At 64.3% G+C, this 13942-nt stretch carries 15 protein-coding genes; 12 read left to right on the forward strand and 3 right to left on the reverse strand.

Features of this window, described 5'->3' with window-relative positions:
• Positions 1 to 229: hypothetical protein (locus HDG32_RS36005; RefSeq protein ID WP_221307825.1), on the forward strand; the 229-nt coding region annotated here is incomplete at its 5' end.
• A 130-nt stretch (positions 230 to 359) separates the two neighbouring features.
• On the opposite strand, the gene HDG32_RS21330 is transcribed toward HDG32_RS36005, so the two are convergent.
• Positions 360 to 1136, reverse strand: a complete 777-nt coding sequence (locus HDG32_RS21330; RefSeq protein ID WP_184036005.1) for an enoyl-CoA hydratase — start codon at positions 1134 to 1136, stop codon at positions 360 to 362.
• Between the two features lie 135 nt (positions 1137 to 1271).
• Here HDG32_RS21330 and paaN point away from each other — a divergent pair, with 135 nt between their 5' ends.
• The 4 genes from paaN (at position 1272) to paaK (ending at position 5810) form a co-directional block, all read left to right on the forward strand.
• The gene (gene paaN / locus HDG32_RS21335) at positions 1272 to 2972 is read left to right on the forward strand and encodes a phenylacetic acid degradation protein PaaN (RefSeq protein ID WP_184070514.1); all 1701 of its coding nucleotides are present in this window, start codon (positions 1272 to 1274) and stop codon (positions 2970 to 2972) included.
• Positions 2973 to 3138: 166 nt separating this feature from the next.
• Positions 3139 to 3930: a 2-(1,2-epoxy-1,2-dihydrophenyl)acetyl-CoA isomerase PaaG gene (gene paaG / locus HDG32_RS21340; RefSeq protein ID WP_184070516.1), complete on the forward strand. Its 792-nt coding sequence runs from the start codon at positions 3139 to 3141 to the stop codon at positions 3928 to 3930.
• Between the two features lies 1 nt (position 3931).
• Positions 3932 to 4393, forward strand: a complete 462-nt coding sequence (gene paaI, locus HDG32_RS21345) for a hydroxyphenylacetyl-CoA thioesterase PaaI (protein ID WP_184070518.1) — start codon at positions 3932 to 3934, stop codon at positions 4391 to 4393.
• 112 nt (positions 4394 to 4505) lie between these two features.
• Entirely contained in the window at positions 4506 to 5810 is a 1305-nt protein-coding gene (paaK, locus tag HDG32_RS21350) for a phenylacetate--CoA ligase PaaK (protein ID WP_184070520.1), read from the forward strand.
• Between the two features lie 188 nt (positions 5811 to 5998).
• Here paaK and HDG32_RS21355 read toward each other — a convergent pair whose 3' ends face one another.
• A complete protein-coding gene (locus tag HDG32_RS21355) occupies positions 5999 to 7117 on the reverse strand; it encodes a murein transglycosylase A (protein ID WP_221307826.1) in 1119 nt (372 codons plus the stop codon).
• A gap of 16 nt (positions 7118 to 7133) precedes the next feature.
• Here HDG32_RS21355 and HDG32_RS36010 point away from each other — a divergent pair, with 16 nt between their 5' ends.
• Positions 7134 to 7307, forward strand: coding sequence for a hypothetical protein (locus tag HDG32_RS36010; protein ID WP_167368587.1), 174 nt, complete (start codon positions 7134 to 7136; stop codon positions 7305 to 7307).
• 145 nt (positions 7308 to 7452) lie between these two features.
• Here the strand turns inward: HDG32_RS36010 and apaG are convergent, their stop codons facing one another.
• Positions 7453 to 7827, reverse strand: a complete 375-nt coding sequence (apaG, locus tag HDG32_RS21360; protein WP_184009102.1) for a Co2+/Mg2+ efflux protein ApaG — start codon at positions 7825 to 7827, stop codon at positions 7453 to 7455.
• 328 nt (positions 7828 to 8155) lie between these two features.
• Between apaG and rpe the strand changes: the two genes are divergently transcribed.
• From rpe to trpC, 6 genes are all read left to right on the forward strand, one after another.
• Positions 8156 to 8839: a ribulose-phosphate 3-epimerase gene (gene rpe, locus HDG32_RS21365; protein ID WP_260330595.1), complete on the forward strand. Its 684-nt coding sequence runs from the start codon at positions 8156 to 8158 to the stop codon at positions 8837 to 8839.
• Between the two features lie 13 nt (positions 8840 to 8852).
• Positions 8853 to 9569, forward strand: a complete 717-nt coding sequence (locus HDG32_RS21370; protein ID WP_184052422.1) for a phosphoglycolate phosphatase — start codon at positions 8853 to 8855, stop codon at positions 9567 to 9569.
• A gap of 376 nt (positions 9570 to 9945) precedes the next feature.
• Positions 9946 to 11439, forward strand: a complete 1494-nt coding sequence (gene trpE, locus HDG32_RS21375; RefSeq protein WP_184070522.1) for an anthranilate synthase component I — start codon at positions 9946 to 9948, stop codon at positions 11437 to 11439.
• Positions 11440 to 11452: 13 nt separating this feature from the next.
• Positions 11453 to 12070, forward strand: coding sequence for an aminodeoxychorismate/anthranilate synthase component II (locus tag HDG32_RS21380; RefSeq protein ID WP_184065689.1), 618 nt, complete (start codon positions 11453 to 11455; stop codon positions 12068 to 12070).
• A 19-nt stretch (positions 12071 to 12089) separates the two neighbouring features.
• Positions 12090 to 13121: an anthranilate phosphoribosyltransferase gene (gene trpD, locus HDG32_RS21385; protein WP_184070524.1), complete on the forward strand. Its 1032-nt coding sequence runs from the start codon at positions 12090 to 12092 to the stop codon at positions 13119 to 13121.
• A gap of 18 nt (positions 13122 to 13139) precedes the next feature.
• Positions 13140 to 13925 carry an indole-3-glycerol phosphate synthase TrpC gene (trpC, locus tag HDG32_RS21390; RefSeq protein ID WP_184070526.1) on the forward strand — a complete coding sequence of 262 codons (786 nt, stop codon included), beginning with the start codon at positions 13140 to 13142 and terminating at the stop codon, positions 13923 to 13925.
• The last annotated feature ends 17 nt before the right edge of the window (positions 13926 to 13942 follow it).

Here is a 13942-nt window from a genome sequence, read left to right on the forward strand (position 1 = left end):
ACAGCAGACTCCGGAGAATCCGCCGCCGCATTCCGCATCAAGCGCCCACACTTATCGACTGTTAGTTTTTAAAGATCGGTCCGCCAAACCCGCCGCGCCTGAACCACCTGAACCACCTGAACCACCACTACCCGGCACCGCTTCGTTTGCGTCGCTGCGTCTGCAGCAGAGAAACGAGATTATGGAGAGCTTCCGTCGGATCGTCAACAGGTTTTTATCACTCGCTTAACCTGCCCACGCCGCTGAAGCCCACGCCATCAAAGGCTTCCCGCTTCTCCGCACCCCGGCGTCCGGAGCGCGAAAGAGCGGAATTCTAGTCGCCGACATCGGGACTTGCAAGCGATATTTTGACAAGCGTATTAACGGTGCTTGAAAACCGGTTTGCGCTTCTCCACGAACGCGGCCATGCCCTCTTTCTGGTCTTCGGTGGCGAAGAGCGAATGGAACAGGCGGCGCTCGAAATGCACGCCCTCCGCGAGCGTCGTTTCAAAGGCTCGGTTGACTGACTCCTTGACCATCAGCACCGCCGGCAGCGGGAATTCCGCAATGGTGGCGGCCGCGCCGACCGCTTCGTCAAGCAGCGATGCCGCCGGGATCACGCGCGAAACCAGTCCGGCGCGCTCCGCTTCGGCGGCATCCATGAAACGGGCGGTCAAACAGAGGTCCATCGCCTTCGCTTTTGACACCGCCCGCGGCAAGCGCTGCGTGCCGCCCGCGCCCGGCATGATCCCGAGCTTGATTTCCGGTTGACCGAACTTCGCCGTGTCGGCGGCGAAAATGATGTCGCACATCATCGCCAGTTCGCAGCCGCCGCCGAGCGCGAAGCCCGCCACCGCGGCAATGATCGGCTTACGGATCGAGCGAACCGTTTCCCAATTGCGCGTGATGTAGTCGCCCTTGTAGACATCCATATAGGAGTACGACGCCATCATCCCGATGTCCGCACCGGCCGCGAACGCTTTCTCGCTGCCCGTCACGACGATTGCGCCAATCGACTCGTCGCCGTCGAACTCGCGCAACGCTGCGCCTAGTTCGTCCATCAGCGCGTCGTTCAGTGCATTCAGAGCCTTCGGACGGTTGAGCGTAATCAGTCCGACCCGTCCCCGCGTCTCAACCAGAATGTTTTCGTAAGCCATGCCGCCTCCATAAGGGTTAATCGCACGCGAAAAACGCTTCGCGCATCGTCTGTGGTGATGCTACCATTCCCCAACCAACCGGTCGGTCAATTATTCGACAGGTATTTCCCCAACGTACAGCCGAGCCTCTTTGCCATGACACATCCGCTATTCACCAAGCACGAAGACACGCTGCACAAAGCGCTCGCCGCGCTCGAAACGCGGGGCTACTGGAGCCCGTTCGTCGAGATGCCCAGTCCGAAAGTGTACGGGGAAACAGCCAACGCGGACGGCGAAGCCGCGTTCAAGGCGCTTCTAGACAAAACGTTCGACCTGGACCAACCGTCGACGGGAGAGACCGTCGGCGCAGAGGTTTCGCCGTTCGGCTTCCAGCTCGGCGTGCGTTACCCGAAAGCCGACCCGAGCGCGCTCATCGCCGCATCTGCCGCGGCGCAACGCGATTGGCGCGCCGCCGGCTCGCAGGCATGGATCGGCGTGAGCCTCGAAATCCTCGCGCGCCTGAATCGCGCCAGCTTCGAGCTCGGCTACAGCGTGATGCACACGACCGGTCAGGCGTTCATGATGGCCTTCCAGGCAGGGGGCCCACACGCGCAGGATCGCGCGCTCGAAGCGGTCGCGTATGCCTGGGATCAGCTGCGCCGTATTCCCGCCGACGCGCACTGGGAAAAGCCGCAAGGCAAAAACCCGCCGCTCGCGATGCACAAGCGCTACACCGTCGTGCCGCGCGGCATCGGCCTCGTGCTCGGCTGCTGCACATTCCCGACGTGGAACGGCTATCCGGGCCTGTTCGCCGATCTGGCCACCGGCAACACGGTGATCGTCAAGCCGCATCCGGGCGCGATCCTGCCGCTCGCGCTGACCGTGCGCATCGCGCGTGACGTGTTGCGCGAAGCGGGCTTCGATCCGAACGTCGTCACGCTGCTGGCCACCGCCCCGAACGACGGCGCCCTCGTCCAGCAACTGGCCCAGCGCCCCGAGATCAAACTGATCGACTTCACGGGCAGCACCCAGAACGGCACCTGGCTCGAGCGCAACGCGCACCACGCGCAGGTCTACACCGAAAAAGCTGGCGTCAATCAGATCGTCATTGACTCGGTCGACGACATCAAGGCGGCCGCGCGCAACATCGCGTTCTCGCTGGCGCTCTACTCAGGCCAGATGTGCACCGCGCCGCAAAATATCTACGTACCGCGAGACGGCATTCGCACCGCGGAAGGCACGCTCAGCTTTGACGATGTCTCCCAGGCGCTTGCCGGCGCGGTGCAAAAGCTCGTCGCCGATCCGGCCCGCGCCGTCGAACTGCTCGGCGCGATCCAGAACGAAGGCGTCGTGCAGCGCATCGACGAAGCCGCCGGGCTCGGCCGCGTTCTCGTCGCGAGCCAGACGCTCGACCATCCGTCCTTTCCGGGCGCTCGCGTGCGCACACCGCTCGTATTGCAACTCGACGCCTCGACCGACCGCGCCCAGTTCACGAGAGAATGGTTCGGGCCGATCTCGTTCGTCATCGCGACGGACTCGACCGCGCAGTCACTCGACCTCGCTGGCGACATTGCTGCCGAGCACGGCGCGCTAACGCTGGCGGTCTACAGCACGGACGACGCCGTGCTCGACGCCGCGCACGAAGCGTCGATCCGCGGCGGCGTCGCACTGTCGATCAACCTGACCGGTGGCGTGTTCGTCAACCAGTCCGCGGCTTTTTCGGACTTTCACGGCACCGGCGCCAACCCGGCCGCGAATGCCGCGCTTGCCGATGCCGCTTTCGTCGCCAACCGCTTCCGTGTCGTTCAAAGCCGCGTTCATGTTGAACCGAAAGCGGCGCCCGCGGTAGCTGGCTGAACGGCATAAGAAGGCTTCAGCACAACGCACGACTTCGTCCTATGCCGTTCGGCGGATGGACCGAGTCGTGCGCTCTGACTAACATCAGACATCGGATCGGCATCACGCGCCGACGCTAGTCGAGCGACCGTGCCCATCGGCCAAAGAGAGTTTGAGGAGACACCCCATGTCATATGAAGCGATCCGGCTGGACATCGACTCATCGAGCCACGTCGCCATCATCACGCTGAACCGCCCGGACAAGCTCAACAGCTTCACGCGCGCGATGCATCAGGAACTCGGCGCGGCACTCGACCAGGTCGAAAAGTCCGGCGCCCGTGCGCTCGTGCTCACCGGCGCGGGACGCGGCTTCTGCGCCGGCCAGGATCTCGCCGACCTCGATTTCACGCCCGGCGCGATGACCGACCTCGGCGCCGTGATCGATGAATACTTCAATCCGTTGATCCGCCGTCTGCAAGCGCTACCGTTTCCGGTGATCGCCGCGGTCAACGGCACGGCCGCCGGCGCGGGCGCCAATCTCGCGTTGGCCTGCGACCTGGTGCTCGCAGCTCGCTCCGCGAGTTTCATCCAAGCGTTCGTGAAGATCGGCCTCGTGCCGGATTCGGGCGGGACGTGGTTCCTGCCGCAACGCGTTGGCATGGCACGCGCGCTCGGCCTCGCGATCACCGGCGACAAGCTCAGCGCCGACACAGCCGAAAGCTGGGGCTTGATCTGGCAAGCGCTCGACGACGCCGAACTGGCTCCGGCCGCGGCAAAACTCGCTGCCCAGCTTGCCCAGCAACCGACGCGCGCGATCGCCGCGATCAAGCAGGCGATGCGTGCCGGCACGACGCAAACGCTCGACCAGCAGCTCGATCTCGAGCGTGATCTGCAGCGCCAACTAGGCGCCTCGCACGATTACGCAGAAGGCGTGCAGGCATTTATCGAAAAGCGCGCGCCGCGCTTCGAGGGGCGTTGAGATGTCCACGCAAACCACCCGCCCCGACCAGATGACTGCCGACGAACTCGCCCGCGCGACAGCTGCCGCGATGTACGAAAGCGACGCCTGCAGTCGCGCGCTCGGGCTCGAGATTCTCGAAGTGCGCCCCGGCTATGCGCGGCTGCGCATGGCGGTGCGCGACGACTTCCTGAACGGCCATCAGATCTGCCACGGCGGCCTGATCTTCACGCTCGCCGATTCGACCTTCGCGTTCGCCTGCAACACCTACAACATCAATACGGTTGCCGCCGGCTGCTCGATCGAATACCTCCGGCCGGTCTACGGCGGCGACGTGCTGAGCGCCGAAGCGGTCGAGCAGACATCGAGCGGGCGCACTGGCATCTACGATATTCGCGTCACGAATCGCGCCGGCGAGACCGTCGCGATGTTTCGCGGCAAGTCGGCGCAAATCAAGGGCAACCTGATTCCCGCCGGCGACTAACATTGAGCGGCGGCAAGCCAGAGCCGCCCTCGCGGACAACTGTCTGCGCGGCTCTCTGACGCCAACGCGTTACATATCAGACTCAGATACTGAGGCAGCAAGGAGACATTCGATGAGCACCGCTCTTCCGCTCGATCCGATCGAGACCGCCAGCCGCGACGAGCTCGCCGCGCTCCAACTCGAACGGCTCAAATGGTCACTCACCCATGCGTATGAAAATTCGCCGGTGTACCGGCGCAAGTTCGACGAAGCCGGTGTTCATCCGGGCGATGTCAAGTCGCTCGCGGACCTCGCGCGCTTTCCGTTCACGACGAAGAAGGATTTGCGCGACAACTATCCGTTCGGCATGTTCGCGGTGCCGCAGGAGCAGATTTCGCGAATCCATGCATCGTCTGGGACGACCGGCAAGCCGACCGTCGTCGGCTATACGGCGCGCGACATCGACACGTGGGCGAATCTCGTCGCCCGTTCGATACGCGCCGCCGGCGCGAAGCGCGGCGACAAGGTGCACGTGAGCTACGGCTACGGCCTCTTCACGGGCGGCCTCGGCGCGCATTACGGCGCCGAACGCGCGGGGCTCACCGTGATTCCGTTCGGCGGTGGTCAGACCGAAAAGCAGGTGCAGCTGATCCAGGACTTCCGGCCGGACATCATCATGGTGACACCGAGCTACATGCTGTCGATCGCCGACGAACTCGAGCGCCAGGGTATCGACCCGGTTAGCTGCTCATTGCGCATCGGCATCTTCGGCGCTGAGCCGTGGACCAACGAAATGCGCGAGGCGATCGAAAAACGCATGGGCATCGACGCGGTCGACATCTACGGTCTCTCCGAAGTGATGGGGCCGGGCGTCGCCTCGGAGTGCGTCGAGACCAAAGACGGCCCGACGATCTGGGAAGACCATTTCTATCCCGAGATCATCGACCCCGAAACGGGCGAGGTGCTGCCCGATGGCGAACTCGGCGAACTCGTGTTCACGTCGCTGACGAAAGAAGCGCTGCCGATCATCCGCTACCGCACGCGCGATCTCACGCGCCTGCTGCCGGGCAGCGCCCGCACGATGCGGCGTATGGAAAAAATCACGGGCCGCTCGGACGACATGATGATCGTCCGTGGCGTCAATGTGTTTCCGACGCAGATCGAAGAGTTGCTGCTCAAGCAGCACGCGCTCGCGCCGCACTATCAGATCGTACTGACGAAGGAAGGGCCGCTCGACGTGTTGACGCTGAACGTCGAACCGTGCCCCGAAAGCGCGCCGGATACTTCCGCGCTAACCACCGCGAAAAACGCGCTGGCGTACGACATCAAGGCGCTGATTGGCGTAAGCGCAGTGGTTAACGTGCTGGCCGTGAATGGAATCGAACGCTCGGTGGGCAAGGCACGGCGGGTGGTCGACAAGCGCAGATCGGGGCTCTAAGTCAGGCAACCGGCAACGACGCGCAGCGTAAGAGCCCAACAAAAAACGGCGTCACGCACGGATCCTGATCCGAACGTGACGCCGATTTCCACGACTTCTATTGACGGCTTCGCGGCAGCCTCCAACCCGCCTCCCGAAAACCGCCGTAACTCAAACGGCAGTCACGCTTCCGCCTGCGCCCCACCGCCTCACGAATTCGGCAGCAGCAACCACATCCGGCCACCCTGCTTCATCTTGCCAGCCAGATCACCGGCATCGTCGCCGAGGCCCCAGAAGTAGTCGGCGCGCACGCCGCCTTTGATCGCGGTGCCCGTGTCCTGCGCGAACACGAGGCGGTTCATCGGCGAGTTCGTCAGCGGCCGTGTGGTCTGCAGGAACACCGGCGTGCCGAGCGGAATCGCGCTCGGGTCGACCGCAATCGAGCGCTCCGGCGTCAGCGGCACGCCGAGCGCGCCGATCGGGCCGTCCGCGCCGCCGCTCGGCATACTTTCGGCCGACGGCATCTCGCGAAAAAACACGAAGCGCGGATTGGTGTCGAGCAATCCATCGACGCGCGTCGGATTCGCGCGTGCCCATGCCTTGATGCCCTGCATCGTCGCCTGCGCGGGTGTGATCTCGCCATGATCGAGCAGCCAGCGCCCGATCGACTTGTACGGCTGATCGTTGGTACCGCCAAAGCCGACGCGCATCACACTGCCGTCTTCCATCACGATGCGCCCGGAGCCCTGCACCTGCAAAAAGAATGCTTCGATCGGGTCGTCGACCCACACGAGTTCGTTGCCGCTGAGCGCGCCCGAGCGTTCGAGCTGGGCGCGCGCCGGCAACGGCGCCCCCGCGCGATAGCCGGCGGGCCAGCGGTACAGCGCGGTCTGATATACCCCATGCCGCGTGCGCGAGCCCCGCAGCAGGGGCTCGTAGTAACCGGTGACCAGACCGTCGAGCGTGCCGTCGCTATTCGCGAGCTGGAACGGCGTGAAGTAGGCTTCGAAGAAGGCGCGCGCACCGGTGACGTCGAGATCGTCGATTTGCGCGGCGGCCGCGCATGCACGCGACCAGTTCGGCTGACGCGCGAGCCTCGTGCAGTTTTGCCGCAACGCGGCCGTCGCGCCGATCAGCGAGTCGTCCTGCCAGCCCGGCACCTGCTGCCACGCAACCGCGGTCAAGCGCGACGACGCGATCTGGCCGGGGATGATCGCCGCGCCGCTCGGCGGCGAAGGCCGGAGCGCGCCGCCGCCGCCGCAGGAGGCAAGCAACACCGCAACCGACAATGCACCGACCCACGCGCCGGCTCGGCGGACAAAACGCATACAATGTTCGTTCTTGATGGAAACCGCCATGTCTGATTTGTTCGACGAATACCCGATGCTCATCTTCGCGCTGGAATCGCTGCTCGCGCTGTTCCTGCTCGTCTTTATCGTTGTGTGGACGTCGTCTGGCAAGAAAAAAGCGCGACGTGCCAAGCCGGCGGAACGGTCCCAACAGCAAAAGCCGCAGTGACCCCGGCCGGCGGGTTGCATACAGAACCGCGCAACCCCTCGTGCATCAAGCGCTCGTCTGAGCGCTCATCCAACCACCCACTCAACTGCCCGCTGCGCCGCGCGCCGATACGAACTCATTAAAGACCGCGCAACACCGCGCCGGTTCAATGCAACGTTCGCGGCATGCGCAACACGAACTCCGGCACCGGCGCCTCGAAGCGCTCACCATCCTCCGCCACGCAGAAGTAATCGCCGCGCATCGTGCCGACCGGCGTCGCGATCACTGCCCAACTCGTGTATTCGAAATGCTCGCCCGGCTTGAGCAGCGGCTGATGACCGACCACGCCCAGGCCTTTGACTTCCTGGACGGTGTTTTCGCTGTCGGTGATGATCCAGTGACGCGCGATCAACTGTGCGGGCACCTGGCCGGTGTTACGGATGGTCAGCGTGTAGGCAAAGGCGTACTGGCGACGCTCCGGGTCCGATTCTTCGGGCAGGTAGTGCACCTGCGCCGAGACGCTGAATTCGTACTGGCTCATCCTGATTCCGATCTGATCAAACGGGCTGTGAAAAATCGTGGAAGGCCCGAACGCCAATGGTCTGCGGGTGCAGCGGCGATGCGGCGCTCATGGAATGGCATTCTGCTTGATGCGCGGCATGGCCGCAACCGGATACGCCTTTCGGCCAGCTGTGTCTAAGACGTTGGGACACGGCTGCTTTGCCGCGCCCAGTCTCCATGTCGTTTTTGCGCCGGCACTTTGCGAAGTTTCATCGCGCGATTCCGCCACGCCAACCGCGGCCAGCGCCCCGGTCTGCACGCGCAAAACCGGTAAAATGGCGCTTTCCCGCTTGCATCGGCCCCCTGTCATGACGCAATTTCGCATCGCCCCCAGCATTCTCTCCGCCGACTTCGCCCGCCTGGGCGAAGAAGTCCGCAACGTCGCCGCCGCCGGCGCCGACTGGATCCACTTCGACGTGATGGACAACCACTACGTGCCGAACCTGACCATCGGCCCGCTCGTATGCGAAGCGATCCGCCCGCACGTGGACGTGCCAATCGACGTGCACCTGATGGTGCGCCCCGTCGACCGCATCGTGCCGGACTTCGCGAAAGCCGGCGCGAACCTGATCAGCTTTCACCCGGAAGCGTCGGATCACATCGACCGCACGCTGTCGCTGATCCGCGACCACGGCTGCAAGGCCGGCCTCGTGTTCAATCCGGCGACGTCGCTGAACTATCTCGATCATGTGATGGACAAGGTCGACCTCGTGCTGATCATGTCGGTGAACCCGGGCTTCGGCGGCCAGTCGTTCATCCCCGAGGCGCTCAACAAGCTGCGCGAAGCGCGCAAACGCATCGACGCGTACACCGAGCGCACCGGCCGCGACATCCACCTCGAAGTGGACGGCGGCGTGAAGGTCGACAACATCGCGGAAATCGCGGCGGCCGGCGCGGACACGTTCGTGGCCGGCTCGGCGATCTTTGGCCAGCCCGATCACAAGGTCGTGATCGACAAGATGCGCGCCGCCCTCGCGACCGTCCAGCGTTAAAAACCAGCGCCTCATGACCACTCCGTATCCCGCCCCGACGTTTACCGGCCCGCGCCTCGAAGCCGCGATCATCGACCTCGACGGCACGATGATCGACACGGCCGACGACTTCACCGCCGGCCTGAACGGTATGCTCGCTCAGCTCGACGCGGAGGAAACGACGCGCGAGGAAGTGGTCGGCTACGTCGGCAAGGGTTCGGAGCATCTGATCCGCAGCGTGCTTGCGCCGCGCTTCGAAGCCGAGCACGCGCAAGAGCGCTTCGACGAAGCGCTCGCGATCTACCAGGCCGAGTACGCGAAGATCAACGGCGTGCACACGCGGCTTTATCCAGACGTCGAGGCCGGTCTGCGCGCGCTGCGCGACGCGGGCCTGAAGCTCGCCTGCGTGACCAACAAGCCGCACCGCTTCGCGCTCGAATTGCTGCAGCAGTACCGGCTTGCACCGTATTTCAGCGTCGTGCTCGGCGGCGACAGTCTCGCGAAAAAGAAACCAGACCCGCTTCCGATGCTGACCGCCGCCGCGCAGCTCGGCGTCGAGCCGAGCGCCACGGTGGCGATCGGCGACTCGGAAAACGACGCGCTGGCGGGCCGCGCGGCCGGCATGGCGACGCTGACCGTGCCCTACGGGTACAACCACGGCCAAGCTATACAAACGATAAAATCCGATGGTATAGTTGCCTCGCTGCTCGACGCCGCCAGGGCGATCGCAGCGCATCAATCCACGACTTAACAGTCCTTCATCCTCATGTTTCTGAATAAAAAACGGAGTCTGATTAGCATCGACCGGGGAGCCTGGCCCTGGCGTCGCTGGTCGCGCTAACCTCGCCTGAGGTACGCTGAAGCTCGACTTCGGCAACCGTTTTTTACTTCGCTGCGCTCACGCGCTTTTTCCATCGATCTGTTTTTGCGCAGCTGCATCGGCTGATTGAGCCTGCGCGTACCCGCAAGGTACCGTTGCTCACCCGCACCGCTCGCACGCGCCGATGGAAGACCCGCGCCGGTCGGTATCATTGTGTCGAGAACGTCGACCCACGCCCCGACCGAAGGCGCTTAGCCCCGCTTTGCCCGACGCTTGCTGCCGCCGGACCACCGTACAGGATCGGAACATGACCGAACTCGAATTCCAGTCCCTCGCCAACGAGGGTTTCAACCGCATCCCGCTGATCGCCGAAGCGCTCGCCGACCTCGAGACGCCGCTGTCGCTGTACCTGAAGCTCGCGCAGACCGAGCGCAACGGCGCGAACTCGTTCCTGCTGGAGTCGGTGGTCGGCGGCGAACGCTTCGGACGTTATTCGTTCATCGGCCTGCCGGCGCGGACTCTCATGCGCACGCGCAACGGCGTGTCGGAAGTGGTCCGCGACGGCAAGGTCGTCGAGACGCACGACGGCGATCCGCTCGCGTTCATCCAGCAATTCCAGGCGCGCTTCAAGGTCGCGCAACGCCCGGGGCTGCCGCGCTTCACGGGCGGTCTCGCCGGCTATTTCGGCTATGACGCCGTGCGCTATATCGAGAAGAAGCTCGCGCACAGCGCGCCGAAAGACGACCTCAATCTGCCCGACATCCAGCTGCTGCTGACCGAGGAAGTCGCCGTCATCGACAACCTCGCCGGCAAGCTCTATCTGGTGGTCTACGCCGACCCGACCCAGGCTGAGGCCTACACGAAAGCGAAGCACCGTCTGCGCGAACTGCGCCAGCGGCTGCGCGTCACCGTCGAGCCGCCCGTCGTGTCGGCCAGCGTACGCACCGAGATCTACCGCGAGTTCGCGAAAGACGATTACCTGGCGGCCGTGCGCAAGGCGAAGGAATACGTCGCCGCCGGCGAACTGATGCAGGTGCAGGTCGGCCAGCGCCTGATCAAGCCGTACCGCGACAACCCGCTGTCGCTGTATCGCGCGCTGCGCTCGCTGAATCCGTCGCCGTACATGTACTACTACAACTTCGGCGACTTCCACGTGGTCGGCGCGTCGCCGGAGATTCTGGTGCGCCAGGAAAAGCGCGGCGAGGACCGTATCGTCACGATCCGCCCGCTGGCCGGCACCCGTCCGCGCGGCAACACGCCCGAGCGCGATGCCGCGCTCGCTACCGAGCTGCTGAACGATCCGAAGGAAATCGCCGAGCATGTGATGCTGATCGACCTCGCGCGCAACGACGTCGGCCGCATTGCGCAGATCGGCTCGGTGGTCGTGACCGACAAGATGGCGATCGAGAAGTACTCGCACGTGCAGCACATCGTCAGCTCGGTCGAAGGCAAGCTCAAGAACGACATGACCAATTTCGACGTGCTGCGCGCCACCTTCCCGGCCGGCACGCTGTCGGGCGCGCCGAAGGTCCGCGCGATGGAACTGATCGACGAGCTCGAGCCAGTCAAGCGCGGCCTGTACGGCGGGGCGGTCGGCTATCTGTCGTTCACCGGCGAGATGGATCTGGCCATCACGATCCGCACCGGCGTGATCGCCAACGGCAATCTATATGTGCAGGCGGCCGCGGGCGTGGTCGCCGATTCGGTGCCCGAATCCGAATGGCAGGAGACCGAGAACAAGGCACGCGCGGTAATGCGCGCCGCCGAGCAGGTCCAGGACGGCCTCGATAGCGACTTCTGACCGGAGACACACCATGCTGCTCATGATCGACAACTACGACTCGTTCACCTACAACCTGGTGCAGTACTTCGGCGAACTCGGCGAAGACGTGCGCACCTACCGCAACGACGAAATCACGCTCGATGAAATCGCCAGGCTGAACCCCGAGCGCATCTGCCTGTCGCCGGGCCCGAGCAATCCGCAACACGCGGGCATCACGCTCGACGTGCTGCGCGAATTCGCCGGCAAGACGCCGATTCTCGGCGTGTGCCTCGGCCATCAGGCGATCGGCGAGGCGTTCGGCGGCCGCGTCGTGCGCGCGCAGACCATCATGCACGGCAAGGTCAGCACGATCGAAACCGACTGCAAGGGCGTATTCGAAGACCTGCCGAAGCACTTTACGGTAACGCGCTACCACTCGCTCGCGATCGAACGCGAATCGCTGCCCGACTGCCTCGAAGTATCGGCATGGACTGAAGACGGCGAAATCATGGGCGTGCGCCACAAGGAACTGGCCGTGGAAGGCGTGCAGTTCCACCCGGAATCGATCCTGTCCGAACACGGCCACGCGCTGCTCGAAAACTTCGTCAAGCAGTCGAAGCTCGCCGTCGCCGGCAAGGCCTCGCATCACGCGGCGCCGCGCAATGCCTGACACAAGGAGAGACGAGATCATGTCCATTACGCCCCAGGAAGCCTTGCAGCGGACCATCGAGCACCGCGAGATTTTTCACGACGAAATGCTGCACCTGATGCGCCTCATCATGCGCGGCGAACTCTCGCCCGTGATGTCGGCGGCGATCATCACCGGCCTGCGCGTCAAAAAAGAGACCATCGGCGAAATCACCGCGGCCGCCACGGTGATGCGTGAATTTGCGCGGCACGTCGACGTGCAGGACAACTCGAACTTCGTCGATATCGTCGGTACCGGCGGCGACGGCGCGCACACGTTCAACATTTCCACCGCGACGATGTTCGTGTCGGCCGCGGCGGGCGCGAAGGTCGCAAAGCACGGCAATCGCGGCGTATCGAGCAAGTCGGGCAGCGCGGACGTGCTCGAAGCGCTCGGCGTCAACATCGATCTGCAGCCGGAGCAGGTCGCGGCATCGATTGCGGAAACGGGCATGGGCTTCATGTTCGCGCCGAACCATCATCCGGCGATGAAAAACGTCGCGCCGGTACGCCGGGAACTCGGCATCCGCACGATCTTCAATATCCTCGGGCCGCTCACCAATCCGGCCGGCGCGCCGAATCAGCTGATGGGCGTGTTTCACCCCGACCTCGTCGGCATTCAGGTGCGCGTGATGCAGCGCCTCGGCGCCAAACACGTGCTCGTCGTGTACGGGATGGACGGCATGGACGAAGTGTCGCTCGGCGGCGCCACGCTGGTCGGCGAGTTGCGCGACGGCGAGATCCGCGAGTACGAGATCCATCCGGAAGACTTCGGCATGCAGATGGTGTCGAACCGCACGCTCAAAGTCGCCGACGCGGGCGAGTCGAAGGTCATGCTGCTCGACGCGCTCAGCAACAAGCCCGGCGTCGCGCGGGAAATCGTCACGCTGAACGCCGGCGCGGCACTCTATTCGGCGAACGTCGCGGCCACGATCGCGGACGGCATCGAGCTCGCGCGCGAAGCGATCGCGAGCGGCAAGGCACGCGCGAAGGTCGACGAACTGGTGCGCTTCACCCAGCAATTCAAGCAGTAATCACGTAGCGAGACATTTATGAGCGACATCCTCGACCGCATTATCGCGGTCAAACGCGAAGAAGTCCGGGCGGCCGAGCAAAGCGTGCCGCTCGAAGAACTGCGGCTCGAAGCGTCGTCGCGCGATCTCCGCGACTTCGTCGGCGCATTGCGCGCCAAGCACACGGCGGGTCTCGCCGCGGTGATCTCCGAAGTGAAGAAGGCGAGCCCGTCGAAGGGCGTGCTGCGCGAGCACTTCGTGCCGGGCGACATCGCGCGTTCGTACGAGAAGCACGGCGCGGCGTGTCTGTCCGTGCTGACCGACGTGCAGTTCTTCCAGGGCAGCGTCGCCTATCTGCAGCAAGCGCGCGCCGCGTGCCAGTTGCCGGTGATACGCAAGGACTTCATCGTCGATCCGTATCAGGTGGTCGAAGCACGCGCGATGGGGGCCGACGCGATCCTGCTGATCGCCGCCGCGCTCGAAACCGCCGAGATGCAGGACCTCGAAGCGCTCGCGCATTCGCTGGGGCTCGCGGTGCTCGTCGAAGTGCACGACAGCGATGAACTCAAGGAAGCGCTGACGCTGAAGACGCCACTGATCGGCATCAACAACCGCAATCTGCGCACCTTCGAAACCTCGCTCGACACGACGCTCGGCATGCTCGACGCGATTCCCGACGATCGCATCGTCGTGACCGAATCGGGCATCCTGTCGCGCGACGACGTCGAGCGCATGCGCGCGCGGAACGTGCATACCTTCCTCGTCGGCGAAGCGTTCATGCGCGCGGACGAGCCGGGCGTGGAACTCGCGCGGATGTTTTTCTGAGCGTCGTATCGACGTAT

The sequence above is a fragment of the Paraburkholderia sp. CI2 genome (assembly GCF_014201055.1).
Classification (GTDB): Bacteria; Pseudomonadota; Gammaproteobacteria; order Burkholderiales; family Burkholderiaceae; genus Paraburkholderia; species Paraburkholderia tuberum.

Bases quoted from the DNA above. Each gene is read 5' to 3' on its own strand.
- HDG32_RS21330 (WP_184036005.1), bottom strand. From the start codon at position 1,136: ATGGCTTACGAAAACATTCTGGTTGAGACGCGGGGACGGGTCGGACTG.
- paaN (WP_184070514.1), top strand. From the start codon at position 1,272: ATGACACATCCGCTATTCACCAAGCACGAAGACACGCTGCACAAAGCG.
- paaG (WP_184070516.1), top strand. From the start codon at position 3,139: ATGTCATATGAAGCGATCCGGCTGGACATCGACTCATCGAGCCACGTC.
- paaI (WP_184070518.1), top strand. From the start codon at position 3,932: ATGTCCACGCAAACCACCCGCCCCGACCAGATGACTGCCGACGAACTC.
- paaK (WP_184070520.1), top strand. From the start codon at position 4,506: ATGAGCACCGCTCTTCCGCTCGATCCGATCGAGACCGCCAGCCGCGAC.
- HDG32_RS21355 (WP_221307826.1), bottom strand. From the start codon at position 7,117: ATGCGTTTTGTCCGCCGAGCCGGCGCGTGGGTCGGTGCATTGTCGGTT.
- HDG32_RS36010 (WP_167368587.1), top strand. From the start codon at position 7,134: ATGGAAACCGCCATGTCTGATTTGTTCGACGAATACCCGATGCTCATC.
- apaG (WP_184009102.1), bottom strand. From the start codon at position 7,827: ATGAGCCAGTACGAATTCAGCGTCTCGGCGCAGGTGCACTACCTGCCC.
- rpe (WP_260330595.1), top strand. From the start codon at position 8,156: ATGACGCAATTTCGCATCGCCCCCAGCATTCTCTCCGCCGACTTCGCC.
- HDG32_RS21370 (WP_184052422.1), top strand. From the start codon at position 8,853: ATGACCACTCCGTATCCCGCCCCGACGTTTACCGGCCCGCGCCTCGAA.
- trpE (WP_184070522.1), top strand. From the start codon at position 9,946: ATGACCGAACTCGAATTCCAGTCCCTCGCCAACGAGGGTTTCAACCGC.
- HDG32_RS21380 (WP_184065689.1), top strand. From the start codon at position 11,453: ATGCTGCTCATGATCGACAACTACGACTCGTTCACCTACAACCTGGTG.
- trpD (WP_184070524.1), top strand. From the start codon at position 12,090: ATGTCCATTACGCCCCAGGAAGCCTTGCAGCGGACCATCGAGCACCGC.
- trpC (WP_184070526.1), top strand. From the start codon at position 13,140: ATGAGCGACATCCTCGACCGCATTATCGCGGTCAAACGCGAAGAAGTC.